The sequence below is a fragment of the Bacillus sp. 196mf genome, assembly GCF_003217275.1.
Taxonomy (GTDB): Bacteria; Bacillota; Bacilli; order Bacillales; family Bacillaceae_G; genus Bacillus_A; species Bacillus_A thuringiensis_S.
The window spans coordinates 25,556-49,820 of sequence record NZ_QJTG01000023.1; the positions used below are offsets into that span (position 1 = coordinate 25,556).

Below are 24,265 nucleotides of genomic sequence, written 5' to 3' on the forward strand. Positions count from 1 at the left end.
CTATGTTTTGAATAGAAAGGGTTATTCGTATGGATATTGAATTACGAAATCACTATGAACCTATCGTGAGGCAATATAGATTGGATACGCAGCATATGGAAGAGCACGGAAGCGTAATGAAAATTTATACGAATCAAGGTCCATATGCACTCAAGAAAATAGAAGGCAGAAAGTTAGAGCGGAATAATTTTCTGCATCATATTCAATATTTGAAGGAGAAAGGTTTTTCAAATTATGTACCTATATACCACGCCACGGATGGAAATTATATTTTAAGTGACGGGACGTATAATTATTATTTAATGCCTTGGTTAGAACGTGCAGAAGGAAACGGCGAGGATAATGATCAATACCATAAAATGTTTCAGACACTTGGAACGTTGCATCAAAAAACTGTGAAGGAAGAAACATATACGGAAGAAGATTTAGAAAAACATTATACAACTATATCCGATCGCTGGGAAAATGATGGTGAGATGTTAGAAGAGTTTCTCGTAGAATCTGAATCAAAATGGTATATGTCCCCGTTTGAATTACAATATTGTACGTACTATCATCATGTAATGAGAGCGCGTGAATTTGCAACGAAGCAATTAAATGAGTGGAACGATGCGATGAAAGAAAAAGAGAAAACACGTATTACTTTTGTGCATGGTAACGTGTCACTTAATCATTTTTTATTTGACTATGAGCGAAATGGCTATTTTATTAGTTTGGAAAAATCGAAGTTTGCAACGCCTGTGCAAGATATAGTAGGTTTTTATTCACGGTCTTTAAACACATATCCAATCGCAAGAAGTGATCGGTTTGAATGGTTTCAAATGTATCAAAAAAATTTCCCTTTTACGAAAGAAGAGCAACTACTTATGTTTGCGTATATGACGTATCCATCGCAATTTATTCGGCAAATCCAGTCTTATAAGAAAAGAAGAGATAATCGCAACGAGGAAAATGAACTGCGCGGAGTAAAGAGTTTGCAACAATCGCATTGGCTCGTTAGCAATATAGAATATTTCCTGTCACAATTACAAGCTGCCCAGCAAGGGAACGGGTAAAGTAAAACTTTAATCAGCGGGTAGCGCCAACCTAACTTCTTTGCTTCAGCTGAATTTTGAGGTGGGGTCTTATTGCCCGCAAATAGCGGGATAAAGAAGATAAGTAGAGAATGCTACTTATCTTCTTTATATTCACCCGAAAAGTCATAGTTTTAAATTTATCTTGACGAATAAGGTTTCGTTTTTTACACTATTGTATATAATAATTAACAATCATATAAATGCCTTGAAGGGGAAGAGTATAACATGAAACGTCTTCAGAGAGGAGAATCAGTAGCTGGGAGATTCTCTAGATAGTTATGTTAGAAGGTAGCCCTGGAGCATCTTTTCTGAACAGAATAGTTCTCATTAGGAAAAGACGGATATGTCCGTTATCAAATTAAGAGTATAAGCAAATTATGAATTTGTTTGTAAATAAAGGTGGTACCGCGATGTCCCTCGTCCTTTTTGGATGAGGGACATTTTTTATTTTAAGGAGGGAAAATAATGTCAAACACGGAAAAGAATTTACCAACTAAATATGATCATATGTCCGTTGAAGAAGGCCTTTATCAATGGTGGCTTGAAGGCAAATATTTTGAAGCAACAGGAGACGAGAAGAAACAACCGTATACAATTGTAATTCCACCTCCGAACGTAACTGGTAAGTTACACTTAGGTCATGCTTGGGATACAACTCTTCAAGATATTTTAACTCGTACGAAGCGTATGCAAGGTTACGATGTGCTATGGCTTCCAGGAATGGACCATGCTGGTATCGCAACACAAGCGAAAGTAGAAGGAAAACTTCGTGAAGAAGGTATTTCACGTTACGATCTTGGCCGTGAGAAATTCCTTGAAAAAGCTTGGGAGTGGAAAGAAGAGTACGCTTCTCACATTCGTCAACAATGGGGGAAAGTTGGTTTAGGACTAGACTATTCTCGCGAACGTTTCACATTAGACGAAGGTTTATCTGATGCGGTTAATAAAGTATTCGTTCAATTATACGAAAAAGGCTTAATTTACCGCGGTGAATATATTATCAACTGGGATCCAGCAACACGCACAGCTCTTTCTGATATTGAAGTAATTCATAAAGAAGTTCAAGGTGCATTCTACCATATGAACTATCCGTTAACAGACGGTTCAGGTCACATTCGCCTTGCTACTACTCGTCCAGAAACGATGCTTGGTGATACAGCGGTAGCAGTTCATCCAGAAGATGATCGTTACAAACATTTAATCGGAAAAACAGTTACACTTCCAATCGTAGGCCGTGAGATTCCGATTATTGCTGATGAGTACGTAGAAAAAGACTTCGGAACAGGCGTTGTAAAAATTACACCAGCTCATGACCCGAACGACTTTGAAGTAGGTAACCGTCATGACTTACCACGCATCTTAGTAATGAACGAAGATGGATCGATGAACGAAAAAGCTGGTAAATATAACGGTATGGATCGTTTCGAATGCCGTAAAGAATTAGTGAAAGACTTACAAGAAGCTGGCGTATTAGTAGAAATCGAGCCACATATGCATTCAGTAGGTCATAGTGAGCGTAGCGGTGCAGTTGTTGAGCCTTACTTATCAACACAATGGTTCGTAAAAATGGCTCCACTTGCTGAAAAAGCAGTAGCGCTTCAACAAAAAGAAGAAGAAAAAGTAACGTTCGTACCAGAGCGTTTTGAAAACACATATTTACGATGGATGGAAAATATTCATGACTGGTGTATTTCTCGTCAATTATGGTGGGGACACCGTATTCCAGCTTGGTACCATAAAGAAACTGGTGAAGTATACGTAGGTACAGAAGCACCAGCAGATATTGAAAACTGGAATCAAGATAACGACGTACTTGATACATGGTTCAGTTCAGCGCTATGGCCATTCTCAACACTTGGTTGGCCAAATGAAGATTCAGCAGACTTCAAACGTTACTATTCAACAGATGCACTAGTAACGGGTTATGACATCATCTTCTTCTGGGTATCTCGTATGATTTTCCAAGGTTTAGAGTTTACAGGCGAGCGTCCATTTAAAGATGTATTAATTCACGGTTTAGTTCGTGATGAGCAAGGTCGTAAGATGAGTAAATCTCTTGGTAACGGTATTGACCCAATGGATGTTATCGAGAAGTACGGTGCAGATGCAATGCGCTATTTCTTATCAACAGGAAGTGCACCAGGTCAAGATTTACGTTTCAGCATGGAAAAAGTAGAATCTACTTGGAACTTCATTAATAAAATTTGGAACGCATCACGTTTCGTATTAATGAACATGGATGATATGAAGTATGAAGAAATCGATTTAACTGGTGAAAAATCAGTTGCAGATAAGTGGATCTTAACTCGCTTAAACGAAACAATCGAGAGTGTAACACGTAACATGGATAAATATGAGTTCGGTGAAGCTGGTCGTTCATTATACAACTTCATTTGGGATGATTTCTGTGACTGGTACATTGAAATGGCGAAACTTCCACTATACGGTGAAGATGAAGCAGCTAAGAAAACGACTCGTTCTATTTTAGCTTACGTATTAGATCAAACAATGCGTCTATTACACCCATTCATGCCATTCGTAACAGAGAAAATTTGGCAACATTTACCGCATGAAGGCGAATCTATTACAGTAGCTGCGTGGCCAACAGTTCGCGAAGATTTACAAGATACGGAAGCTGCGGCAGAAATGCACCTTCTAGTTGATATCATTCGCTCTGTTCGTAACATTCGTGCAGAAGTAAATACGCCAATGAGCAAAAAAGTTCAAATGCAAATTAAAGCAAAAGATGAGGCTGTACTTGCTCAACTTACGAAAAATAGCTCTTACATTGAGCGTTTCTGTAACCCAAGCGAATTAACAATTCAAACGGACTTACAAGCGCCAGAAAAAGCAATGACTGCAATCGTATCAGGTGCAGAGTTATTCTTACCGTTAGCTGATCTTATCAATCTTGATGAAGAGAGAGCTCGTCTTGAGAAAGAACTTGAGAAGTTCGATAAAGAAGTAGAACGTGTACAGAAGAAACTTTCTAACCAAGGTTTTGTAGCGAAAGCTCCTGCAGCGGTTATTGAAGGAGAGCGTGCGAAAGAGCAAGATTACCTAGAAAAACGCGAAGCAGTTCGTCAACGTCTAGCAGATCTTGAAAAGTAAAAATATTTTTAGAGACTCACTATATTGGTGAGTCTCTTTTCTTTGCGTATAATAGAACTATGAAAGTTGTCTTTTGAAAGGGGAAAAGCATACGTGATACATACATACGAAGAAGCGATAGGGTGGATTCATAGCCGATTGAAATTTGGTATTAAACCAGGATTAGAAAGAATGAATTGGATGCTAGAAGAGCTCGGAAATCCAGAGCGTCATATAAAATGTATTCATCTTGCTGGTACAAATGGAAAAGGTTCAACGTTAACATATATGCGTTACATGTTAGAAGGCGCGAAATATAAGGTAGGAACGTTTACCTCTCCTTACATCGAAACATTTAATGAACGCATTAGTGTGAATGGAACACCAATTGCAGATGAAGAGATTACTGAACTCGTAAATATGGTAAAACCAGTCGTGGAAAAACTAGATGAAACGGATTTAGGGGAAGCGACTGAGTTTGAAATTATTACTGTTATGGCAATTTGCTATTTCGGTAAAGTCAATTTCTGTGATGTTGTTTTATTTGAAACAGGGCTCGGTGGACGTTTTGATTCTACCAATGTTATACACCCTGTTCTCACGATTATTACGAATATCGGTCACGATCATATGCATATTTTAGGGAATACACTAGGAGAAATTGCATATGAAAAGGCGGGGATTATTAAGTCTGGTGTGCCGGTAATTACTGGTGTAAAAGATGAAGAAGCTTTGCAAGTCATTCAAAATGTTGCAAAGGAAAACCATGCAAACTTATACGAACTTGGCAAGCATTTTACAGCGTTACATAAACAGTCTAACGAAGATGGGGAACAGTTTGATTTTACTTGTCCTTTTACCGCATTTGAAGATTTGCAAATCTCAATGAAAGGTATTCATCAAGTAGGAAATGCAGCGCTAGCACTTATGGCAGTAATGTATGTAAAAACATATTTATCATTTTTAATTGAGGAAGAGGGAATAAGAACGGGATTACGGGAAGCGTATTGGATTGGGCGCTTTGAAAAGCTACAAAGTAACCCGGATATTATTATAGATGGTGCTCATAATCCAGAAGGTATCGAAAGCCTTGTGAAGACAGTAGAAGCGCATTACAAAGATAAAAATGTAATAGTTTTATTTACTGCCCTTGGTGATAAACAATTGCATAACATGGTAGGCCGATTAGAAACCATTGCAGATGAAATGATTTTTACAACATTCGCCTTTGATCGTGCTATTTCTGCAGACAAGCTTGCATCATATTCACAAAAAGAATCAAAATTAGTTTTTGAAAATTGGAAAGAGGCAATTGATACAAAAGTTGAAATGATAGGGGAAAATGATGTTTTTATCATAACAGGTTCTCTTTATTTCATTTCTGAAGTTCGAAAATATATTCGAGAGAAAAACTAGATAGTCTTTACTATCTAGTTTTTTTGTTCTACAAATGAAGTCAAATGCATACATATAAGATAAATATATAGGGTTATTTGGCGAATTCCTCTGACAAATATCTCGTTTTTTTGTGAAATGAATATGATATGATGCGGACAACGATAAGAGGTGAGGTGTGAGTGTATGGACAAGCAATCACGAACGATCTCAGTGAAAGTGAATGGAACAGAAGCGAAGTATGAGGAAAAGAAGAAAGATGAATTTGAATGGATGGTAGTAGAAAGTGAACGACCTAAAAATGTTGTTCCGTTTCAAAAAGCGAAATCAGTGTCTGTGGAAAAATACCGAAAGAAGTGGAGTAATACATTAATTGCAATCGTTGCAACCGCAATTATTATCGGTACGGCGTTTGGAATGGGGATGCTTCATTTACTTACTGGACAAGGAACAACAGGAGGAAGTGAAGTAACTGCTTCAAGGCCGACTGGAAATGGAGAATCAAAGGTGGGTGGAACGGCAGAACAAACACCAGCACCGAAAGAAGAAAAACAAAAGGCGCAGACAGGAACGTCATTGGATCCGATGAAATTATTCTTTGTTCAAGGGGGGCTTTATTCTTCTGAAGAAAAGGGACAGGCAGCTCTTGAAGAATGGAAAGGCAATGGGGGCATTGGTGCTTTGAGACCGAGCGGGGATAAGTATGCAATAGTTGTTGGTATTGCTAGCGATGAACAGGCTATAAATCAATTAATGACTAAGTATAAAAATGATGGTGTCTCCGTTTTAAAAAAGAACTGGGATATAACAGATAAAGCATTGCTGAAAGATGATAAAGAAGTAGGAACATTTTTAACAAAAGTGCAGCCATTATATACTCATTTAGCAAAATATGCTTCTAGCGTACAAGTTGGTGGAAAAAGCAGCGCAAAAGATATAGAAGTGATTGAAAAAGAATGGAAAGCGATTGAAAAAGAAGGGAAAAGTATGAAGCGAGAAGAAGCAAAGAAACTGTATATGTATACGTCGGTAGCTGTACAAACAGTAAAAGATGGGAAAATGGATAAGGAATCTTTGGCGAAATTAAATCAAGTTATTATTGATGGCTTACTCTCGTATGAAAAAATTGTTTCGTAGAAAGTGAAATGATAGGATAATAAAATGAGTAAGAAAGAAGTACATGTACTTCTTTCTTTTCTTTTGAATTTAGAGCAAAGTGCTTTCTCTATGACAGGAATATAATCGTATGCAATAAAGAAGTGTTATTTTTAGTTAGAGAAATTAATATTTCTTTCATTTGTGGGCAAACTATTCCTTTGATACGATTGATATAAATTGTTCTGCTTCATGTGAGAAAGGAAGGAGAAAATATGAAAAAAATAATTTTAGCTTCAGGGTCACCTCGGAGGAAGGAATTGCTTGAGTTAGCTAGCGTACCATTTGAAATCGTTGTAAGTGAAGTAGAGGAAACAATTGGTGCATATTCATCGCCTTCTGATATTGTAATGTCGCTTGCCTTGCAAAAAGCATCAGCGGTTGCAGAAAATAATAGTGATCACATTGTGTTAGGTGCAGATACAATTGTTACATATGAGTCGCGTATCCTTGGTAAGCCTTCTAATGAGGATGAGGCGAAAGAGATGTTACAATTACTATCTGGGAAAACACATGAAGTGTATACAGGTGTTGCGATTATATCAAAAGAAAAAACGGTTACTTTTTATGAGCGTACAGAAGTTACATTTTGGGAGTTAACAGAAGAGGAAATTGATACATACGTCGCGTCGAAAGAACCTCTTGATAAAGCAGGTAGTTATGGGATTCAAGGTAAAGGATCTATTTTCGTTCAACATATTCAAGGGGACTACTATAGTGTAGTTGGCTTACCAATTGCACGTCTCGTTCGGGAATTAAAACAATTTGATATTGATGTAACCCATGCGTAAAATTGCATGGGGTTTTCTTTGAGAGAACAAATAAAGGGGTGGAGAAATGAACGGTATTCGTGATGTTGTAAGAGAAGAACAGCCACGGGAGCGTTTATTGTTAGAAGGTGCTGGAAGTTTATCAAATCGAGAGCTTCTCGCAGTGTTACTCAGAACAGGTTCTAAAGAAGAAACAGTTTTAAAGTTGTCAGATAAAATTTTACACCAATTTGATGGCTTACGTATGTTGAAAGATGCAACATTAGAAGAGCTAATTAGTATACATGGTATTGGGATTTCAAAGGCATCGCAACTTATGGCAGCCTTTGAACTAGGCAGAAGAATGGTACGTTTAGAATATCAAAATAGATATAGTATTCGAAGTCCAGAAGATTGTGCGAAATACATGATGGAAGAAATGCGTTTTTTACAACAAGAGCATTTTGTTTGTGTAAATGTAACATAAACACTAATAAAATTCTATATCTAATACTTCTGTAACTCCGTCTTTTTTATCAATTTTGATATTCTCTATAAACATACTCATAAATTGTTTCTTTTCATCAGGAGATAGATGAAACCAATTCTTTTTGATATTATTCACTTTTTCTTTTATCACATCTACATCTATCTCTTGATGGTTATTCACCTCTAAAGTTTGTAACTTTTTTTTAGCAGAATTCAATAATATTTTTGTTTCATTCATCCGTTCTGTAAATTCATCGTCTGTCATTAAGTCGTTTGACCAAGCCTTTTGGTATTTTTCTCTTTGTTTTTCCACTTTTTTAACTTGTTTCTTTAGTATTTCTAATTCGTTATTTTCATTATTTATTTTAGGTACTTGTTCAAATTGTAAATTTGAAATGTAATTCATTAATGCAGATTCTACCTTTCTTTCACTAGTAGCAAAAGGTTTAGTTGTATGTTTATTCAATGCGCACGACTGGCATCGATATTGATTACACTCCACATGTTGCTCATCTTTTTTTCTGTAATATCTGGATCGTTCACTACTTAAACGATTCCCACAATTAGGGCATATTAATTTCATTTGATATATAAAAATTGAATGCGTTTGTCTCTTTTTTATGTTTTGTCTGCTAGATAATATTTTTTGTAATTGTATAAACCGCTCCTTAGTAAGGATTCCTTCATGTGCACCTTCAATTATTTCGTTAGACCACCTTATAGCCCCGTACATGGCGTTATTAGAAAGGATATCTAATATGGTACGTATATGCCATTTGTAGCCCCTTATAGGCTTAACATAGCTGTCTAGATGGATGGCGAGCTGTCTGATAGAGTAACCTTCTTCGATTTTTCTTACCATATCTAAAACCACTTTACTCTCAATCTCATTTATTACAAGTTTGTTATGTTTATTTTTATCGAATCCAAAAGGAGCTTTTGCTGAATATTCTCCTTGTCTAGCTTTTTCTAATTGCCCCATTCGTACACGTTCACCTAAATTTTCTCGTTCCCATTGAGCAAGTGCAGCAACAATTGTAATGAACATTCGTCCCATTGCTGTAGAAGTATCATACACCTCTGTTGCAGATTTAAAAGCACAGTTATATTTATCAAATGTATCAAGTAACTTGTACAAATCCATAACAGAACGAGTTAAACGATCTAAACGATAAACAAGAACAGTAGTGATTAAGCCTTGCTGAATATGATTTAATAAAATACTTAATTGTGGTCGATTGGTATCCTTTGCTGATACACCTTCATCCACATAAAACTTAAAATTATCCCAGTCTTGTGCTACACAATATGCTTTTAATTTCTCGCGTTGAGCTGAGATAGAAAAACCATCTCGTGCTTGTTCCTCTGTACTTACTCTTATATAAATCCCAACAGTCACTATTATCTCTCCTTTTAAAAAATAGGACAGCTGTACGGGCTGTCCATTAAATTCCTAGCGCTAAGGATTTAATTACTTTTGTATTAGTCTAATGAAACGAAGTACATTACTACTTTACCGTGTATTTTTATATTCGTGGCATCTTCGTAAGATACTGTGTAATCAAAGAAACAATTATCATAAGAATCTGGTCGGAATATTAAACGTTTATTATCCTTGTCATTAAAGAAACGCTTTACACAATAATCACAACCGTTACTAAAAACAACCATGTCATTATCATAAAGTTCTTCTAATGTCACTTCTTTTACAGCAATTAAAGAAGAATGAGGTATGACTTTATTCATTGAATCACCATTAACACGAGTCATAAAAATATCTTCTCTACCTGCCCATTTCCCCATTAATGAATCAGGAATACGTATAGTTTCCAAATCCATTTCTGTCATTCCGTCAACTTGTATAGGTAAACCAGCTGAAATTGAAGTTGGGAAATAAGTGTAATCAGATTCATTTACTAAAGAAATAATTTGATTATTAGTCTTATACACCTCATTTGTAGATGGAAACAGATCATTAATTGATATATCTAATGCTTGTGCAATTGCGAATAGCACATCTTGTTCAGGTTCATTTGTGCCATTTTCATAAGATGAAATTGTATTATGTTTTTTTCCTATTTGTAAACCTAATTCTTTTTGTGTCATTTTCTTTAGTTTCCTAAAGTTTTTAATTTGTTGACCAACATATTTAGAAACATCTTGTTTCATGAAGTTTCACCTCCTGTCTTATTTCATTATATCATATTTCATGAAGTTTTAAACTAAAAATTTCATATAACAAGAAAATAAATAATAAATTTCATAAAATATGAAAATAATTGTTGAATTATGTCATAACTTCACGTAATATGAAGTTGTCGAAAGTGAGGTGGATTATTTTGCAAAACAAACTAGTATCATTGCGTATGTATAATAGGTTAACACAACAAGATATGGCTAATTTAATAGGAACTGATAAAAGAACATATGTTAATAAAGAGCATGGAGTTACTCAATTTAAAGCCAATGAAATGTTCTTGATCGCTCAAAAGCTAGGCAAAGGTATTGAAGAAATTTTTTTACCAACAAACTTCATGAAACATGAAGTTTCAGAGACGGATGGTGCTATTAATGGAACGAACTGTATTGGATAATCCACCAAGTGAAGAAACAAAGTTAAGAATGGTGGAATTTTTCATGAAAACATCTATCCCTCGTATTTTAGAAGAAGAACGTAAAGAAAAACTAGATAAGGAAGGTGAATAATCATGAAAAACGGTAAAAATCCAACAAAAAAGGAAAAAATGCATATCGAATCATACAATTTAAATCCTGAACATTGGTTAATCTTTAAAAAAGTAAGTAACGAATTACATTTATTACATCGTTATACAAATACAACTAAAGTAATTCCAAAAGTATATTAATTAGGAGGAACGTAGCATGAATCAATTAACAGCAGCAAACGAACAAGCATTAGTATTTGAAAACAACGGAAAAGTAGTAACAGATAGTTTAATGATTGCTGAAATGTTCGAAAAGACACATGACAATGTATTAAAAGATATTAGAAAACAAATTGAATATGCGGGACCTGAATTTTCACTCGTAAATTTTCACGAGTCAAATTATGAAAATGAGCGTGGGCGAAAATACCTTAAGTACAACTTAACAGAAGAAGCTTTCACGCTAGTTGCAATGAGTTACAACACAAAAGAAGCTGTTCAAATGAAAATTAAGTTTATTGAAGAGTTTAAACGAATGAAACAACACATACAAAATCAGCAACAACTTCCTAAAGATCCGATGAGTATTCTGAAACTCACATTTAATGTTTTAGAAGGTCAAAAACAAGAAATTCAAGATATTAAATCAGATGTGAAGGATTTAAGAGAAAACGCTCCTTTATATGCTATCGAATGTGATGAAGTATCAAAGGTTGTAAGAAAGTTAGGTGTTCTTCTATTAGGTGGTAAGGAATCTAATGCTTATAGGGATGTTAGCCTTAGAAAAAAAGTATATAGCGATATTTATAGTCAATTACATAGAGAGTTTGGAATTAGTAGTTATAAAGCTATTAAACGTCATCATTTAGATAGAGCGATTCAAATCATTAATGAAGAATATTCACTTCCAATTATTTTAGAAGAAGAAATTACAGCTACAAATGCACAAATAAATATGGCGGAAGTTCAGTAGGAGGAGCAATCATGCAACAACAAATTTTAGTAATTGTTACGAGTTTATCCAGTACACCAAATGTTTTTGGATACAAAACAAAGGATGCCGCAAAAGAAGGAGTTCAAAAGTTGATTAAAAAAGGAACGAGTCCTAATTCAATTATTGTAGCTCAAGAACTACCTATGAACATCGATATTCAAGTGGATGTTGAATTTTAATAAGAAAGGTTTAGGTGAGCAAAGTAATGGAAGTCATGATTGATTTAAATACATTTGCTGATGGAGCACTTGCTGAAAGGTTTCATCAAGAGTTTGAGCGTGTAATGGAAAATATGGCGGATTTAAATACTGATCCTAAAAAAGCAAGAAAGATTGTTTTAACCCTTTCATTTGCTGGTGATAAAAAACGTGATGTATGGAATTGTCAGGTTCAAGCCACTTCGAAACTAGCACCAACAGAAGCGGTAGAGTCTAAGATTCTATTAGATATGGATCAAAACGGAAATTTAGTTGGTCAAGAGTTAGCTTCCGGGATCCAGGGACAGTTTTATATGGATCTACAGGGTGATGTGAAAACAGATGTTGGCCAACCTGTAGAAGAAGTAGAAGAAAAAGAACAAAATCAGGCTGCTGAGAAGCAAACAGTAGTAATCGATTATATGAAAAGTAAATCTAATTAAGAAAAGGGGAAATAAAAATGACTATGACAAGAGAAGCAATTGAAAAAGTATTAGAGATTGGAACGATTGAAACACATAAAATTGGGGAACAAACTTATTCAACACAACGATTACATCTTGTGCAAGAACCAACACCAGCAGAGATTATTGTTCGTAGTTTATCTGGTTTAGTAGGTTACGTGAAATCAGAATTTGACACAACTGAACCTGTAATGATTCATATTGTAAATCCAACAACGGTAAGTTGCTTTACTGCGGTTAATGGAGATAAGGCTAGAAGTACTTATATCGAAGCACAAGCATCCATTCCACGTTTTAATTTTGGAAATTTTTATGACAGAGAAGAATTTAATATTGCATTGCAATCAGGTTTTGTACAAAACAATCATCGCGACATCGTTTTACAGGTAGTTGGTACCGTTGTAGAAGAAGATGTAAAGGAAATTGGAGATGACGGTGTATCACAAGCTGTAACTGTGAAAACAGGGGTCGCTAGTAGAGGGAATGCAAAAGTACCAAATCCAGTTCAATTAAGTCCATATAGAACGTTTGTTGAAGTAGAACAACCAGAAAGTAAGTTTGTATTCAGGATGCGTGAAGGTGCTCGTTGTGGTTTGTTTGAAGCTGATGGTGGGGCTTGGAAATTAGAAGCAATGAATAACATTAAAGAGTACTTAAATAAAGCATTATCGCAAGAAGTGGAATCTAAAAAGGTGTTTATTTTAGCCTAATGGACATTATAACGGTAGAAAGTACAACGAATGTCTGTATCTTTGGATTAGGGATAGCGGTACTTGCGTATGGAGTTTATAAAGGCGGTACTTTCATTGAACGAAAGTTTGATGAAAGTGATCGTTTAGAAAGGGAGCGTTTAAACAATGGGAACCGAAAGCAGAGTGCTTCCAGAACATTTGATGATGGCATCAGAGTTAGAAAAAGAGCGTAAGGAATGCATACAGAACCGACAACTTTTATATAAACAAATGGAGCAAGCCAATAGAAACGGCGACAAAATTGCTTATGTTGAACTTCATGATTTATATCAAAAGCAAAATAGCAGAGATTTAGAAATATCAAAGGAGTTATCAGCCATGTACTTCAAAAAAATAAAAAACGATTCTTCTAAAGAAAGAAAAAAGGTTTTACAAGTAGCAGATCGTTTGGAAGAAGTGGGAGGAAGAAAAGAAGTTGTCGATAGTATTCGACGTAATTCATAAAAAAGAACCCGCTGCAACGGGTCCTATTAGAAAAAAATTTACTTGATAAGTATAGCATTAAATATAGTTCTTGAGAATTTATGAGGTGGCTTTTATGGGAATTATCCGAGTGAAAAAAGACAGCAATTATTCTGTCATAAATAATACCGGTTTAAAAGATGAAAGGTTGTCTTGGAAGGCAAAAGGGATTTTAGCTTATGCGCTTACATTACCTGATAATTGGACTTTTCATATAAGTGAGTTATCTCAACACGCCAAGGACGGGGAAGACTCGTTACGTTCAGGGTTTAAAGAGTTAAAAGCGCTAGGGTATATAAAGCGTTACCCTGTTCGTGATGAAAAGAGCAAGAAGATAACAAATTGGGAAACTGAAATTTATGAAACGCCAGATATGGGAAAGCCATATATGGAAGAGCCACTTATGGAAAAACCACATGTGGAAAAGCCACTTGTGGGAAACCTACATGTGGAAAATCCGACACTACTAAATACTAATATACTAAGTACTAATAAATTAAATACTAATATACAAAATACTAATTATTATCATGATGATAATAAAGAATCGAAATCACATGTATTAGTCGATGAAGAATTTAAGATCAGTTATAACTTTTTAAAAGGTGAAGGAATTCCGTTAAGTGAAATTGCCATTACGGAATTAGGAGAGTTTTGTGATTCGTTTGGTAGCGAATTAATTAAACATGCTGCTCACAAAGCTATTGATGAAAATAAGCCAAAATGGAATTACATTAAGGCCATTTTGAAAAGCTGGGAAAAGCAAAAAGTAAAAACATTAGATGATGTTGCTGCATTAGACAGACGCTTTGAAATGAGTAAGAACAAGCGATTGAATGGCTCGGGACCAGGTCATTCAAATAGAAAAGAAATTGTTCCAGATTGGTTACGTGAAGATGTTGAGCCAACTAAAAAAGAAATTGAAAAGCAAAACTCGCAATCTATTGATGAAGAGCGTGAGAGATTGCAAGAAATGCTAAACAAATATAAATCATAGGAGCGATTTACATGTTAAATCCATTTGAAGATGTAATTGGAGAAGAGTGTTATAAATGCGAAAATCCTTTTCCTGAGTCTGATATGAGTAAAATATATATTTCTGGTTTGGAAAGGACTTTATGCAAGCAGTGTAGAGAGCAGCTTGAACAGAAAGTAAAAGTGTTAGATTTTCGTGTCATTCATGATGTTCTAAAGGAATTAATAAAAGGATTCGGCCGCGAGAAAGTCCGTCAATTTGATTTAGTAACTGCAAAAAGATACGTGATTGACAACGGAGTAGATCTAATGATTGAAAAACGTGGTGGCAAGTTTAATCAAGAACCTTTAGGTGAATGTGTTTCCTTATCTACCAAAGAGTTAATTACAGTCATCGAATTTTTAATGAGAAAAATGAATCCTAATCTATGGATGAATGCGGTGATAGGGAATGTGTTAGATCAACAAATGATTATTACGCTTTCACCGATAGAAGGTGAATCAAATGACTGAACAAATCACAATAGATCATGATTTTATTTATGAGCCACTTATAGATACATACATGGTGGATATTGTTACAGAATCAGGATTTAAATTAGAATTTTGTGAAGCTGAAACGAAAGAAGAAGCGGCGTTAAAAATTCGTGAAAAATATCGTAAGAATTATAGTTTTAAGATTCGTAGTATTGAAGTTTCGAATAGATCGTTAAAAGAAATTCAAGAACTTAACTAACAATTGAATAGGAGAAGATACTCATGCGGAATCCATATGATTATTATATAACTCCAGAAGAATATGAGGCGGCTGCAAAGAATGGAATTAGTAATGAATTACTGACACGTAGGATTAGAAACTTGGGATGGGACAAAGAAATTGCAATGACAAAACCATCAAGATATAACGCAAATAGATGGAAAAACATTAAAGAAATAGCTTTGAAAAATGGTATCTCTCATTCAACTTATACAGCAAGAATAAAAAAAGGTTGGAGATTGATTGATGCAATCAGTAAGCCACCTATAGATAAGTATCAGGCATTAAAATTGGCGGAACAAGCCAATTCAAAATGTAAAAATAAAGTGTTAACTGATGGACAATCGGAACAAGCTGAATTAAATGGTATTAGTTATAGTACGGCACGTGACAGAGTTAAACGTTTGAAGTGGACTGTAGAAGAAGCCATAACAACTCCAGTGTTAACACGATCAGAATGTGGAAAGAAGGCAAAAGAAGCTTCACCTTGGTCAAAGTTGGTTATACCAGCAAGAGAAGAAATAATGAAGCGTAGAAAGCTAACTTATATAGCAAATTAGTTTGAATTCATAAATCTTTAATTAAGGAGAGATAGGAAATGAATTTACAAATTGATGAAAAGAAAGTAACTGCTGGTCAATGGATTGTATGTGAGTTGAAAGATAACAAATTCATCACACAAGTGAAACGAGTAATTAAGGATACCTTTAACAACAAAGTAGAGTTATGGGGATCGTGGGGATGTGAAGGAGCGATACATGGTGAGTGGGGCTACAATCATGCGAATGAATGTAGATATGCCACAGTTGAAGAAATCAATAAAGAAAGTGTGAGACGTGTATTTGCCCGAAAGGGACGTAAGCCGAATGAGTATCGTTCTGGTGATATTGTAACTGATGATGTGTATGCATATCGTGTGTTACATGTAATAGAAGATAGAGCAACTGTAGAACTCATGAATTCAAATCAGATGTATGAAGTTGCAACAGCTAATTTAGAAATCCTTTTCTTTGATGAGGATATGGCTGGATAAAAATATAAATTTTATTTTTTGAATGTTCTATATTTAAAAACAGAATAGAGCAAGCGCATAAATAGTTTGTTCTATTCCAAATAAAGGGTAAGGGGATTAATCTAAAATGCGATATGCAAGAGGCACTCAATATGGTTTATATGCATGCAAAGGTAACAATAAAGATTACAAACGGTTTAAAAAAGCTAGGAAAGGTATGGGGAATATAACTATTGAAGAGAACAAAACGTTATGGCCATACAAAGAAAAACTTGATCCAACGTTTAATTGGGACAGAATGATGCGAAGAGTTTGTTGGTCATTTGTGAATGGGGATACGGAAACTACTATGTTTGCACTCTTAAAATATACAAAAATGCCACGCTGGATTGCTGTGAAGCTAAAGAGAAAGGAGTGATGCAATGTTCTCGTTATTTGTAGGAATTATAGTGTTTATCATGGTGTTGTCATTTTTATGGATTGTAGCAGGTAAATTAGGAGTTTTTGAGTGTATTGGAAACGTAGTATTAAAAATTAAAAACATGTTCAAGGAGGAAAAATAAAATGAATACAAAGAAAATCGTAGGTGCGGCATTAGTAGGATTCAGTCTTTTAACAGGTGGAATTTTAACTGCAATGAGCGTAAAGGTGATTGACCAGGGACATGCAGGTGTTGTTTATAACAGAAGTACAGGAATTGAAAAGGAGACCTTAGGACAAGGATGGCACTTAGTTTCACCATTTAAACGTGTAACAGCTTATCCTATTTCAACAGAAACGGTTAAAGTGGATAAATTCAGCGTACAAACCAAAGATGGTAAGCCTCTAACAGTGAGTCTATCTTATGATTACATGAATGATGCAGAGAAACTTCCTAAGATTTATAACAAGTTCAAAGGACAAGCTCCAGATGTAATTGAAAATGGTTGGTTACAAACTCGACTTAAGAAAGCTACATTAAACGTTTTCTCTAACTATTCAGTTCTTGAGGTATTTCAACATCAAGGGGAGATTAACGGATCAATAGAAAAAGAGTTTAGAAAAATGGTAGACACTACTGGATTCTTAGTAGATTCCGTTACGTTAGAAGCACCTAAACCAGACGCAAATACAGCGAAAGCGATTCAAGGAGTAGTAGACGCTCAACAAAACCTTGAAAAAGCAGAGATTGAGAAAAAGCAAGCTACAATCAATGCAGAGAAAGCCATTGAGGAAGCAAGAGGAAAAGCTGAAGCAAATGAGATTATTAAGAAGTCTTTAACACCAGAAATTGTAGAAATTAAAAAGATAGAAAAATGGGATGGTAAGTTACCGCAAGTGAGTGGAGAAGCTAATCCATTGGTTCAAGTTAAGTAAATAATTCAATCTGGACTTCTTGAAATGTAGGAGTCCAGATATTTATACAAAATAATTATTTTAGTGGAAAGAGACGGTGTATCATGGGTTACGCAAATAGAGGAATGTCATTTGAGCTTTTATTAAACAATACATGCCGTATGTATAAAGCGGCGAATGTAGGAGTATTTAATAAGCGCCCTACACCAATAAAAGTGATAAAGACAGATAAGAAAGGCAATATAACTAAAAGTGCATGGGAAAGTAAATCTACAGTAGATTATGACGGTGTGTACAAAGGAAGAGCTGTTTATTTTGAAGCGAAATCTACTGAAAAAAGCACGAGCTTCCCGTTAGATAATATAAGTAGGCACCAGATTGACTATTTAAAGGATACACAAGAACAGGGAGCACTTTGTTTCTTTTTAATAGAATTCAGAACGGATCAGGTTATTTATTTTGTTCCTGTTTCTGTAGTAGCAGAATACTATGAAGCTATGCTGTATGACGGAGGAAGAAAGTCTATTCCAAGAGAGGAATTTGAGAAAAGAGCGTATGTAGTACCACAAACTAATAGAGCACCTGTTGATTATTTATATCATGTAGATAAGTTAGGAATGGTTACTATATGAGTCCAAAAGAAGCGAGAATGGAAGTAATAGGATTAACAGATAATCATTGCCGTCAGTGTGACAATAAATGTTCTCGCGATTTTGTGTATTGTTGGACAAAGTGTGAAGTAGGGAAGAGATTGAATGAAATAGGGGTTGTTTTGGGTGGTAAAGTTTTTGTTAAAACATCCATACAGAGAACAGAAGATGAATGGAATGAAATTTGTGAAGAAACCATGAAACTTAAAGAACATGGAATGAAATATATTGAAATTGCTAAAAAGTTTAATGTGAGTTACGGGCATTTAAGAAAACAGTTAAATAAACGTAACGTGAAGAAATGAGTTTACATGGTAAAAGAGGAAGCAGGTGAACCAACCCTTGTTTGAATGGTTTAAAGATTATAAAAAGTTGGAAGATGAAATCATTTATTTAGAAAATAAATTGCATAGAAGTAAAAGAGAATTAATGCGTTGGAGTGTTGGTGATTTATCTAAGTATAAGTTAACTGCTGAATCGGATGGTGCGAAATTAGAAGAGCACATAGCCGCTATAGAATATGAACTAGCGAATAAGATGAACGATCAGTACGACCTCAAAATATTAATTAGTAAGTTTGAAGGGCTAGAAAATAAAATTCTATTTGGTAAGTATGTACAACGAAAAACATTAGAATCTATAGCTAGGGAATTGGGCTATAGTAGTAGTTATGTATATCAGAAGCATGCTGAAATTTCTAGAAGGATAAAGCTTGCTGAAGAACTTACACTTTTCTTACAGTAAGTTTTACATATGGTATCTATTGAAAAAATGAATTATAGTAATAGCATAGAATTTTACGTAAGAGCGACTGGTGCATGGTTGCTCTTTTCTATTTTTAATAGTAACTGTAAAATTTTAATGGGTTGGTTACCGAATAAAGCTTTATGGATGTCTGTTTGAATGGACTGGCGTTTATAGGGCAAGTACATAATTACAAAGATAACTTTCGAATCTAATTGTGATTATGCAGGAATACAAAAATAATTAAACGGTCCATAAGGAGAGCTTTTGCTCTTCTTTGAGCTGATACGTGCCTATCTATAGTGTCGGTTCAAAGAAGAATAAAAAAATGAATATGAGTAACAAATAGCTTATATAAAAAAGAGGACGCTCATGGCGTCCTTTATGGTGTATTCTTTTTATCTTTAATGCCCAAATGCATTTCCAAACCTTCTACAAGGATCTCGGAAAAATTAACGCCTTTATGAGTTGCGTATTCTTCTAACCAAGAAGGAAGAGTTACATTTTTTCTTTTATAAGTTGTTTTGTCTTTATTTCTAAGTGGTGGCATCCAAACATCAATTAAAAAAGAATTTTCGTCTTTATCTAATTCTAATTTATCAATTGGTGTCGGTTCGGGAATTGATTCATTATCCTTTTCCATACCATATAAGTGAAGTCCTAATGCTTCTCTACCTTCCTTTAAAGCATCTTCTTGTGTATCTGCATGAGAAACGCAACCAGGAAGGTCTGGAAAGTAAATACCGTAACCATCTGAAGACTTTTCAAGGATAGCGGGATAAACGTAATAGTCTTTTTTCATAATTTGTTTTTATAACGATTTCTTGTATAATTAGGGAAAGCAAGGGGTGGTTTATCACCAACCCGCTTGCTTATAGATTGAGCGAAGTGTACCTTTTGGAATATCCTTGCACGGATGTTTCACAGTCACTTTGCCAATCTTAGAAGGATGTTTGAACTGATGGTGGCTGCCTTCAATGTTCACTATAAACCATCCTTCTTTTTTTAACCTCTTAATTACTTCCCTACTAGAAATCGTTATTACCTCCTTTCAACTTTCTATATTTATTATAACACGCATCGCGATGCGTATAAATAGATAAAGGTGAATTACTCTGTTTTTTTATATGTTTTTTATGAATATATCAGTATATCGAGCACCCAAATTGGGTGCTTTTTATTATGTAAAAATTTCATAGGTGGTGGATATCGTGGACGTATACAAAAAGCGTATTGAATCCTTAGAGGAACTACATAAAGTTATGGAAGCGCTGGATACATTAGGAAAAGAGTACATAATGCAAAAGAAAATTGAGTATAAGACTGTACCAATTAATAAACACAAATATCCGGTTAATGTTTGGTTTATTGAAGAAGTTAATACATCTAAAGTTATTTCTGATGGTAATGAAATAGTGAAACTTGTTTGTAATGATTGTGGGACATCGTTTAGAGGAGAAAGAAAAAGATTGGAAGGGAGAAGTTGTATTTATTGTTTTAAACACAATACAACAATCGTTTTATTAGATAAGGAGTGAGTAAGATGAATGAAGGGAAAAAGTATTTTAATAAAGCTAAATGTTTAGTATGTGGTCATATGGATAAAGTTTATCATCCATCTAAAGAAGAGTATCGAGAAGTAACAGTTTGTCCAAAATGTAATGGTGCTTTTGTAGATGTGTGGGTGATTAATAATTATAAACGACAATCAAATGATACAAAAAAGAATATTCAAGGATTAACAATTGAATTAAATGTTGAAACAACTGAAGCATTAAAAGGAATTAAAGAAGTAACGGAAGCTGCTAATGAATGTACGGCTGCATTGGAGAAGTTGGAAAAGGTTATGAGTAGGTTTAAGGGAAAGAGCGCACTGAAAGATATTACAGTAGAATGTCCCATCGTTTTAAATGGTAAGAAGATGGCTTCAGAAATTGTCAAACGTATTAATGATAGTGATTCAAACATTCAGATATAAATTATATTTGTTGTTAAGGAAAGATAAGCGCAAACGTGTTGCATTTGATAGAGAAGGAGTGAGGTAGATGCAATTAACTAAACTTGAGAAGATAGGTATTGTTAGCTCAATCCTCGTAGCGGTAGGTGAGGATGCACTTGCTAAACATATTGACTTACAACGATTAGAAGAAGAGTTCGGACCGATAGTAAACGGTGCAACAGAGAAAGAGTGTGGAGAAGCGACATTAAGTGTACTAAATAAAATGATTGCTAGTTTATTAGAAGATAAGGGGTGAGGGTAATTGGACAGCGTTTTAAATGGTAAGATTGCTGCGCTTGGTCTTATGCTCATTGATAAGAAAGCATATATCAAATACCTTAAACCTCTTGAAAAAGCACATAAAAAAGCTGGAATAGATGTTAAGTATTACAAGCTATATGACGGGAAACCTATGTTTTATTCCGTGGAATACCTGAAACAAACATCAATAAAAGAATTACTAGAAAGAGACAGACGGAGAAAGGATTTAAACATAAGGGGTGAGGATAGATGCAACTAACTAAGCTTGAAAAAGCAATTGCAATTAGTACGCTTATACATTCGGTTGGGGTAGATGATATTGAAGAGTATGTAGATGTAGAGAAGTTGCCAATCTTAATTGAAGTAATAGAAGGATTTCATAACAATCTAACACCAGCAGCAAAGAAAGAAGCCGATATAAGTTTAATGAATAAACTAATTGACGATCTATTAAGAAGTAAAAGGGTACAAAAGATTGTACAGTTTAGGTGTGAAGCATGTGGATATACGGAACAGTATAGTGAACGAATAGCGAAATCAAAGGACGGATTACGCTGCAAGTGGTGTGTAGATGGTGGTGTAATGTGTAATGAAGGAATACAAAACTAAACAGCAGAAGCGTAAGTTCTATGACAGTGGTGAGTGGAAGAGTGTACGTGAACAAGTAAAGAAGCGTGACAACTATGAGTGCCAAGAGTGTAAACGAAATGGTCGAGTACAAACAGATACCAATGAGTACAGTGAGAGTGCAAAGCGTAAGAAGATTCAGTTGGTTGTCCATCATATAAAAGAGCTCGAGTATCATCCAGAACTTGCATTAGAAATGGATAACTTAGAAACAGTCTGTGTGGATTGCCATAATAAAGAACACGGTAGGACATTCAAAAAGAAACCGAACAAATGGGAAAACGATGAAAAGTGGTAAAAATGGTTCGATAATAATACCCCCCCTTAAAATATTTCATCAAAAAATGCTCTAAGGGGCACCGGAGGAGGGGGTTAACTGTCAGGTTTTTTTCGAAAATACGCGCGTAAGGGGGGGTGGGTAGATGGCTGTTAGTATTGTAAGGTTAAAGGAACAGTTAATGAATAGTATTGATACGAAAGATTTAGTTGAAGTTGAAAAGGTGGAACGCTATATTGATCTAGTTAAAGCATTTCGAAAAATTAATAAAACGATAACCAAAGAAGGGGAATCCGTAACAATCAAAAATGGAACCCAAGTTTTCGTTAAGGCCCACCCTCTTATAAGTGAGAGGAATAAAATTAACAGTTCTTTAATTGCGTTAGGGAGAGATATAAAGTTTGTTGTTAAGAATACTATCCCTGATACAGGATATAACAAAAGTGATCTTACATGATTAAGCAAAAATATGTAGAAGAATATATTGAACTTTATCGAAGTGGGAAAGTGAAGTTCAATAAAGAAAGAGAACTGTTAATTGGATATCTAGAAAAATACGTTTTAAATAGAGACGATTTGTATTTTGATGATGAAATGATTGAGGATTGTATTAACTTCGGTGAGAAGTGGTATTTTCCGATGCAACCATTTCAAAAATTCTTAATAGCATTCGTCTTTTTGTTTTATAAGAAAAATGGACGTGTATTTTATCGTAAATTCCTATGGATGTTAGGGCGTGGCGGCGGTAAAAATGGTCTGATTTCTGTTATTATTCATTTTTTAATTAGTGAATTACATGGCATTCCAGAGTATAACATTTCAGTTGTTGCGAATAGTGAAGAACAGGCGAAAACAAGCCCTGATGAAGTTCATAAATGTGTGAAGAAGAATGAGGTCTTGAAAAGAGCCTTTAAAACAACGTTAACTCAAACGGTTTCAAAGGCTACTGAAAGTGTACTGAAGTTTAGGACTTCGAACGGTGATACAAAAGATGGTTTGCGTGATGGTGCGGTTGTATTTGATGAAATACATCAATACGAAAGTAATAAAGATGTCCGCGTTCATATCAGTGGTTTAGGGAAAAAGAAAAACCCACGTGAATTTTACATTGGTACAGATGGATATGTTCGTGACGGTTTCTTAGATAAGCAAAAAGAAAAGGCAATGAAGGTATTGAACGGTGAAGCACGTCCGAATGCTGTCTTTCCTTTTATCTGTAAATTGAATGATGAAACTGAAGTGGATGATATTGATAATTGGGAACTTGCTAATCCTATGTTATCTAAACCATTGAGCGAATATGCTGAGGGGTTACTTGAAACTATAAAAGAAGAATACGAAGATTTAGAAGATGACCCAAGTAATAGAGAAGAGTTCATGACAAAACGAATGAATTTACCTGTTACAGATTTAGAAAGGTCAGTTGCAAAATGGGAAGAGATTGCAGCAACTAATCGTGAATTGCCAGATTTACGAGGTCATGAATGTATTGGTGCGCTTGATTATGCAAGTATTCGTGATTTCGCATCATGTGGATTACTTTTTAGAAGTAAGGGTGATTATTTATGGAATTCTCATTCGTATGCTAGAAAGGAATTCGTTGATAAATATTATAGTTATTCGAAAAAACAGGATGCTGAAATAGCTGGTAAGAAGAAGTTTGCACCAATTCGAGAATGGGAAGAGCAAGATCTGCTGACAGTTGTGGAAGGCGAAACAATTGATCCAAATACCATCGTTGCTTGGTTTGTTGAAATGCGAAACTATTATGATATCAAAAAAATCATAATGGATAATTATCGTGCAGATTTATTAAGAACACTTTTTGAGGACGCTGGATTTGAAGTTGAAGTAATTAGAAATCCGAGAGCTATTCATGGTTTGCTTGCTCCTAGAATTGAAGTTGCATTCGCACATCGTCAAATTGTATTTGGTGATAATCCGTTAATGCGTTGGTATACCAATAATGTACTCGTTGTTATTAAAAAAGATGGAAATAAAATGTATGAGAAGAAAGAACCAGTTCGTAGAAAAACAGATGGATTCCAGGCGTTTGTACATGCTATGTATCGAGCGGATGAGGTAAGAGAAACAGATGTTGGCGCAGCGCTAGACTTGCTGAATGCATTAAACTTTTAA

The 24,265-nt window shown here is 34.9% G+C and carries 36 protein-coding genes, 1 pseudogene and 1 other annotated feature; of the genes and pseudogenes, 33 read left to right on the forward strand and 4 right to left on the reverse strand.

The window, feature by feature from the left end; all coding sequences use genetic code 11:
* Positions 1-29 precede the first annotated feature (29 nt).
* The 6 genes and pseudogenes from ysxE to ATL10_RS24025 form a co-directional block, all read left to right on the forward strand.
* Positions 30-1,055, forward strand: coding sequence for a spore coat protein YsxE (ysxE, locus tag ATL10_RS23995; protein ID WP_000350660.1), 1,026 nt, complete (start codon positions 30-32; stop codon positions 1,053-1,055).
* A gap of 217 nt (positions 1,056-1,272) precedes the next feature.
* Positions 1,273-1,504 (forward strand) — a binding site (T-box leader).
* Positions 1,505-1,541: 37 nt separating this feature from the next.
* Complete coding sequence (locus ATL10_RS24000) at positions 1,542-4,187, forward strand: valine--tRNA ligase (protein WP_000072222.1); 2,646 nt, start codon at positions 1,542-1,544, stop codon at positions 4,185-4,187.
* Between the two features lie 93 nt (positions 4,188-4,280).
* Entirely contained in the window at positions 4,281-5,582 is a 1,302-nt protein-coding gene (locus ATL10_RS24005; protein ID WP_090976994.1) for a bifunctional folylpolyglutamate synthase/dihydrofolate synthase, read from the forward strand.
* A gap of 165 nt (positions 5,583-5,747) precedes the next feature.
* The gene (locus tag ATL10_RS24010; protein WP_000361016.1) at positions 5,748-6,698 is read left to right on the forward strand and encodes a hypothetical protein; all 951 of its coding nucleotides are present in this window, start codon (positions 5,748-5,750) and stop codon (positions 6,696-6,698) included.
* Positions 6,699-6,931: 233 nt separating this feature from the next.
* On the forward strand, positions 6,932-7,507 hold the full coding sequence (locus ATL10_RS24020; protein ID WP_029443367.1) for a Maf family protein: 576 nt from the start codon (positions 6,932-6,934) through the stop codon (positions 7,505-7,507).
* Positions 7,508-7,553: 46 nt separating this feature from the next.
* Positions 7,554-7,940 (forward strand): annotated as a pseudogene (locus ATL10_RS24025) (UPF0758 domain-containing protein); the annotation flags it as partial.
* A 15-nt stretch (positions 7,941-7,955) separates the two neighbouring features.
* Here ATL10_RS24025 and ATL10_RS24030 read toward each other — a convergent pair.
* On the reverse strand, positions 7,956-9,353 hold the full coding sequence (locus ATL10_RS24030; protein WP_021727680.1) for a recombinase family protein: 1,398 nt from the start codon (positions 9,351-9,353) through the stop codon (positions 7,956-7,958).
* Positions 9,354-9,436: 83 nt separating this feature from the next.
* A complete protein-coding gene (locus ATL10_RS24035) occupies positions 9,437-10,123 on the reverse strand; it encodes a helix-turn-helix domain-containing protein (RefSeq protein ID WP_000806799.1) in 687 nt (228 codons plus the stop codon).
* Between the two features lie 170 nt (positions 10,124-10,293).
* Between ATL10_RS24035 and ATL10_RS24040 the strand changes: the two genes are divergently transcribed.
* The 19 genes from ATL10_RS24040 (at position 10,294) to ATL10_RS24120 (ending at position 18,962) form a co-directional block, all read left to right on the forward strand.
* Positions 10,294-10,548: a helix-turn-helix transcriptional regulator gene (locus tag ATL10_RS24040; protein ID WP_001180112.1), complete on the forward strand. Its 255-nt coding sequence runs from the start codon at positions 10,294-10,296 to the stop codon at positions 10,546-10,548.
* Entirely contained in the window at positions 10,526-10,660 is a 135-nt protein-coding gene (locus ATL10_RS31975; protein WP_000442628.1) for a hypothetical protein, read from the forward strand. The genes ATL10_RS24040 and ATL10_RS31975 overlap by 23 nt, the downstream gene beginning before the upstream one ends.
* Before the next feature lie 2 nt (positions 10,661-10,662).
* Positions 10,663-10,821 carry a DUF6906 family protein gene (locus ATL10_RS31385; protein ID WP_000788391.1) on the forward strand — a complete coding sequence of 53 codons (159 nt, stop codon included), beginning with the start codon at positions 10,663-10,665 and terminating at the stop codon, positions 10,819-10,821.
* Positions 10,822-10,837: 16 nt separating this feature from the next.
* Positions 10,838-11,593 (forward strand): Rha family transcriptional regulator, encoded by a 756-nt coding sequence (locus ATL10_RS24045; protein ID WP_001072823.1) that lies wholly within the window; start codon positions 10,838-10,840, stop codon positions 11,591-11,593.
* An 11-nt stretch (positions 11,594-11,604) separates the two neighbouring features.
* On the forward strand, positions 11,605-11,793 hold the full coding sequence (locus ATL10_RS24050; RefSeq protein WP_001187283.1) for a hypothetical protein: 189 nt from the start codon (positions 11,605-11,607) through the stop codon (positions 11,791-11,793).
* Positions 11,794-11,819: 26 nt separating this feature from the next.
* Complete coding sequence (locus ATL10_RS24055) at positions 11,820-12,254, forward strand: hypothetical protein (protein ID WP_000453492.1); 435 nt, start codon at positions 11,820-11,822, stop codon at positions 12,252-12,254.
* Between the two features lie 17 nt (positions 12,255-12,271).
* Positions 12,272-12,985 (forward strand): hypothetical protein, encoded by a 714-nt coding sequence (locus ATL10_RS24060; protein WP_021727971.1) that lies wholly within the window; start codon positions 12,272-12,274, stop codon positions 12,983-12,985.
* Positions 12,985-13,200 (forward strand): hypothetical protein, encoded by a 216-nt coding sequence (locus ATL10_RS24065; protein WP_021727970.1) that lies wholly within the window; start codon positions 12,985-12,987, stop codon positions 13,198-13,200. The genes ATL10_RS24060 and ATL10_RS24065 overlap by 1 nt, the downstream gene beginning before the upstream one ends.
* Positions 13,169-13,471 (forward strand): hypothetical protein, encoded by a 303-nt coding sequence (locus ATL10_RS24070; RefSeq protein WP_228220131.1) that lies wholly within the window; start codon positions 13,169-13,171, stop codon positions 13,469-13,471. The genes ATL10_RS24065 and ATL10_RS24070 overlap by 32 nt, the downstream gene beginning before the upstream one ends.
* Positions 13,472-13,565: 94 nt before the next feature.
* Positions 13,566-14,486 (forward strand): DnaD domain protein, encoded by a 921-nt coding sequence (locus tag ATL10_RS24075; protein WP_048549491.1) that lies wholly within the window; start codon positions 13,566-13,568, stop codon positions 14,484-14,486.
* 11 nt (positions 14,487-14,497) lie between these two features.
* Complete coding sequence (locus ATL10_RS24080; RefSeq protein ID WP_021728134.1) at positions 14,498-14,977, forward strand: hypothetical protein; 480 nt, start codon at positions 14,498-14,500, stop codon at positions 14,975-14,977.
* Positions 14,970-15,200, forward strand: a complete 231-nt coding sequence (locus ATL10_RS24085) for a hypothetical protein (RefSeq protein ID WP_000139235.1) — start codon at positions 14,970-14,972, stop codon at positions 15,198-15,200. Before ATL10_RS24080 ends, ATL10_RS24085 begins: the two co-directional genes overlap by 8 nt.
* A 23-nt stretch (positions 15,201-15,223) precedes the next feature.
* The gene (locus ATL10_RS24090; protein ID WP_110497634.1) at positions 15,224-15,781 is read left to right on the forward strand and encodes a hypothetical protein; all 558 of its coding nucleotides are present in this window, start codon (positions 15,224-15,226) and stop codon (positions 15,779-15,781) included.
* A 38-nt stretch (positions 15,782-15,819) separates the two neighbouring features.
* Complete coding sequence (locus tag ATL10_RS24095) at positions 15,820-16,254, forward strand: hypothetical protein (protein ID WP_110497636.1); 435 nt, start codon at positions 15,820-15,822, stop codon at positions 16,252-16,254.
* 106 nt (positions 16,255-16,360) lie between these two features.
* Positions 16,361-16,651: a hypothetical protein gene (locus ATL10_RS24100; RefSeq protein ID WP_110497638.1), complete on the forward strand. Its 291-nt coding sequence runs from the start codon at positions 16,361-16,363 to the stop codon at positions 16,649-16,651.
* 146 nt (positions 16,652-16,797) lie between these two features.
* Entirely contained in the window at positions 16,798-17,589 is a 792-nt protein-coding gene (locus ATL10_RS24105; RefSeq protein ID WP_110497640.1) for a prohibitin family protein, read from the forward strand.
* An 83-nt stretch (positions 17,590-17,672) separates the two neighbouring features.
* Entirely contained in the window at positions 17,673-18,200 is a 528-nt protein-coding gene (gene recU / locus ATL10_RS24110) for a Holliday junction resolvase RecU (protein WP_110497642.1), read from the forward strand.
* The gene (locus tag ATL10_RS24115; RefSeq protein WP_110497644.1) at positions 18,197-18,523 is read left to right on the forward strand and encodes a hypothetical protein; all 327 of its coding nucleotides are present in this window, start codon (positions 18,197-18,199) and stop codon (positions 18,521-18,523) included. Before recU ends, ATL10_RS24115 begins: the two co-directional genes overlap by 4 nt.
* 37 nt (positions 18,524-18,560) lie before the next feature.
* Complete coding sequence (locus ATL10_RS24120) at positions 18,561-18,962, forward strand: hypothetical protein (RefSeq protein ID WP_003282438.1); 402 nt, start codon at positions 18,561-18,563, stop codon at positions 18,960-18,962.
* Between the two features lie 382 nt (positions 18,963-19,344).
* Here the strand turns inward: ATL10_RS24120 and ATL10_RS24125 are convergent, their stop codons facing one another.
* Positions 19,345-19,764 carry a type II toxin-antitoxin system HicB family antitoxin gene (locus ATL10_RS24125; RefSeq protein ID WP_000711194.1) on the reverse strand — a complete coding sequence of 140 codons (420 nt, stop codon included), beginning with the start codon at positions 19,762-19,764 and terminating at the stop codon, positions 19,345-19,347.
* A gap of 54 nt (positions 19,765-19,818) precedes the next feature.
* On the reverse strand, positions 19,819-20,004 hold the full coding sequence (locus ATL10_RS24130) for a type II toxin-antitoxin system HicA family toxin (protein WP_481747231.1): 186 nt from the start codon (positions 20,002-20,004) through the stop codon (positions 19,819-19,821).
* Positions 20,005-20,173: 169 nt separating this feature from the next.
* Between ATL10_RS24130 and ATL10_RS24135 the strand changes: the two genes are divergently transcribed.
* From ATL10_RS24135 to ATL10_RS24170, 8 genes are all read left to right on the forward strand, one after another.
* Positions 20,174-20,500: a hypothetical protein gene (locus tag ATL10_RS24135; protein WP_110497648.1), complete on the forward strand. Its 327-nt coding sequence runs from the start codon at positions 20,174-20,176 to the stop codon at positions 20,498-20,500.
* Positions 20,501-20,505: 5 nt separating this feature from the next.
* Positions 20,506-20,940, forward strand: coding sequence for a hypothetical protein (locus tag ATL10_RS24140; protein WP_110497650.1), 435 nt, complete (start codon positions 20,506-20,508; stop codon positions 20,938-20,940).
* A gap of 67 nt (positions 20,941-21,007) precedes the next feature.
* Positions 21,008-21,217 carry a hypothetical protein gene (locus ATL10_RS24145; RefSeq protein WP_016099128.1) on the forward strand — a complete coding sequence of 70 codons (210 nt, stop codon included), beginning with the start codon at positions 21,008-21,010 and terminating at the stop codon, positions 21,215-21,217.
* A gap of 6 nt (positions 21,218-21,223) precedes the next feature.
* Complete coding sequence (locus ATL10_RS24150; RefSeq protein ID WP_110497652.1) at positions 21,224-21,481, forward strand: hydrolase; 258 nt, start codon at positions 21,224-21,226, stop codon at positions 21,479-21,481.
* Positions 21,472-21,831 carry a hypothetical protein gene (locus ATL10_RS24155; protein ID WP_110497654.1) on the forward strand — a complete coding sequence of 120 codons (360 nt, stop codon included), beginning with the start codon at positions 21,472-21,474 and terminating at the stop codon, positions 21,829-21,831. The genes ATL10_RS24150 and ATL10_RS24155 overlap by 10 nt, the downstream gene beginning before the upstream one ends.
* Positions 21,812-22,147, forward strand: a complete 336-nt coding sequence (locus tag ATL10_RS24160) for an HNH endonuclease (RefSeq protein ID WP_110497656.1) — start codon at positions 21,812-21,814, stop codon at positions 22,145-22,147. Before ATL10_RS24155 ends, ATL10_RS24160 begins: the two co-directional genes overlap by 20 nt.
* Positions 22,148-22,271: 124 nt before the next feature.
* Positions 22,272-22,583, forward strand: a complete 312-nt coding sequence (locus ATL10_RS24165) for a P27 family phage terminase small subunit (RefSeq protein ID WP_061663614.1) — start codon at positions 22,272-22,274, stop codon at positions 22,581-22,583.
* The gene (locus ATL10_RS24170; protein WP_110497658.1) at positions 22,580-24,265 is read left to right on the forward strand and encodes a terminase large subunit domain-containing protein; all 1,686 of its coding nucleotides are present in this window, start codon (positions 22,580-22,582) and stop codon (positions 24,263-24,265) included. The genes ATL10_RS24165 and ATL10_RS24170 overlap by 4 nt, the downstream gene beginning before the upstream one ends.

Coding starts and splice junctions, on each gene's coding strand:
- ysxE (WP_000350660.1), top strand. CDS start 30: ATGGATATTGAATTACGAAATCACTATGAACCTATCGTGAGGCAATAT.
- ATL10_RS24050 (WP_001187283.1), top strand. CDS start 11,605: ATGCAACAACAAATTTTAGTAATTGTTACGAGTTTATCCAGTACACCA.
- ATL10_RS24165 (WP_061663614.1), top strand. CDS start 22,272: ATGGCTGTTAGTATTGTAAGGTTAAAGGAACAGTTAATGAATAGTATT.
- ATL10_RS24160 (WP_110497656.1), top strand. CDS start 21,812: ATGAAGGAATACAAAACTAAACAGCAGAAGCGTAAGTTCTATGACAGT.
- ATL10_RS31975 (WP_000442628.1), top strand. CDS start 10,526: ATGGAACGAACTGTATTGGATAATCCACCAAGTGAAGAAACAAAGTTA.
- ATL10_RS24045 (WP_001072823.1), top strand. CDS start 10,838: ATGAATCAATTAACAGCAGCAAACGAACAAGCATTAGTATTTGAAAAC.
- ATL10_RS24020 (WP_029443367.1), top strand. CDS start 6,932: ATGAAAAAAATAATTTTAGCTTCAGGGTCACCTCGGAGGAAGGAATTG.
- ATL10_RS24065 (WP_021727970.1), top strand. CDS start 12,985: ATGGACATTATAACGGTAGAAAGTACAACGAATGTCTGTATCTTTGGA.
- ATL10_RS24125 (WP_000711194.1), bottom strand. CDS start 19,764: ATGAAAAAAGACTATTACGTTTATCCCGCTATCCTTGAAAAGTCTTCA.
- ATL10_RS24000 (WP_000072222.1), top strand. CDS start 1,542: ATGTCAAACACGGAAAAGAATTTACCAACTAAATATGATCATATGTCC.
- ATL10_RS24010 (WP_000361016.1), top strand. CDS start 5,748: ATGGACAAGCAATCACGAACGATCTCAGTGAAAGTGAATGGAACAGAA.
- ATL10_RS24090 (WP_110497634.1), top strand. CDS start 15,224: ATGCGGAATCCATATGATTATTATATAACTCCAGAAGAATATGAGGCG.
- ATL10_RS24085 (WP_000139235.1), top strand. CDS start 14,970: ATGACTGAACAAATCACAATAGATCATGATTTTATTTATGAGCCACTT.
- ATL10_RS24080 (WP_021728134.1), top strand. CDS start 14,498: ATGTTAAATCCATTTGAAGATGTAATTGGAGAAGAGTGTTATAAATGC.
- ATL10_RS31385 (WP_000788391.1), top strand. CDS start 10,663: ATGAAAAACGGTAAAAATCCAACAAAAAAGGAAAAAATGCATATCGAA.
- recU (WP_110497642.1), top strand. CDS start 17,673: ATGGGTTACGCAAATAGAGGAATGTCATTTGAGCTTTTATTAAACAAT.
- ATL10_RS24100 (WP_110497638.1), top strand. CDS start 16,361: ATGCGATATGCAAGAGGCACTCAATATGGTTTATATGCATGCAAAGGT.
- ATL10_RS24095 (WP_110497636.1), top strand. CDS start 15,820: ATGAATTTACAAATTGATGAAAAGAAAGTAACTGCTGGTCAATGGATT.
- ATL10_RS24105 (WP_110497640.1), top strand. CDS start 16,798: ATGAATACAAAGAAAATCGTAGGTGCGGCATTAGTAGGATTCAGTCTT.
- ATL10_RS24075 (WP_048549491.1), top strand. CDS start 13,566: ATGGGAATTATCCGAGTGAAAAAAGACAGCAATTATTCTGTCATAAAT.
- ATL10_RS24055 (WP_000453492.1), top strand. CDS start 11,820: ATGGAAGTCATGATTGATTTAAATACATTTGCTGATGGAGCACTTGCT.
- ATL10_RS24170 (WP_110497658.1), top strand. CDS start 22,580: ATGATTAAGCAAAAATATGTAGAAGAATATATTGAACTTTATCGAAGT.
- ATL10_RS24155 (WP_110497654.1), top strand. CDS start 21,472: ATGCAACTAACTAAGCTTGAAAAAGCAATTGCAATTAGTACGCTTATA.
- ATL10_RS24060 (WP_021727971.1), top strand. CDS start 12,272: ATGACTATGACAAGAGAAGCAATTGAAAAAGTATTAGAGATTGGAACG.
- ATL10_RS24115 (WP_110497644.1), top strand. CDS start 18,197: ATGAGTCCAAAAGAAGCGAGAATGGAAGTAATAGGATTAACAGATAAT.
- ATL10_RS24145 (WP_016099128.1), top strand. CDS start 21,008: ATGCAATTAACTAAACTTGAGAAGATAGGTATTGTTAGCTCAATCCTC.
- ATL10_RS24140 (WP_110497650.1), top strand. CDS start 20,506: ATGAATGAAGGGAAAAAGTATTTTAATAAAGCTAAATGTTTAGTATGT.
- ATL10_RS24035 (WP_000806799.1), bottom strand. CDS start 10,123: ATGAAACAAGATGTTTCTAAATATGTTGGTCAACAAATTAAAAACTTT.
- ATL10_RS24070 (WP_228220131.1), top strand. CDS start 13,169: ATGATGGCATCAGAGTTAGAAAAAGAGCGTAAGGAATGCATACAGAAC.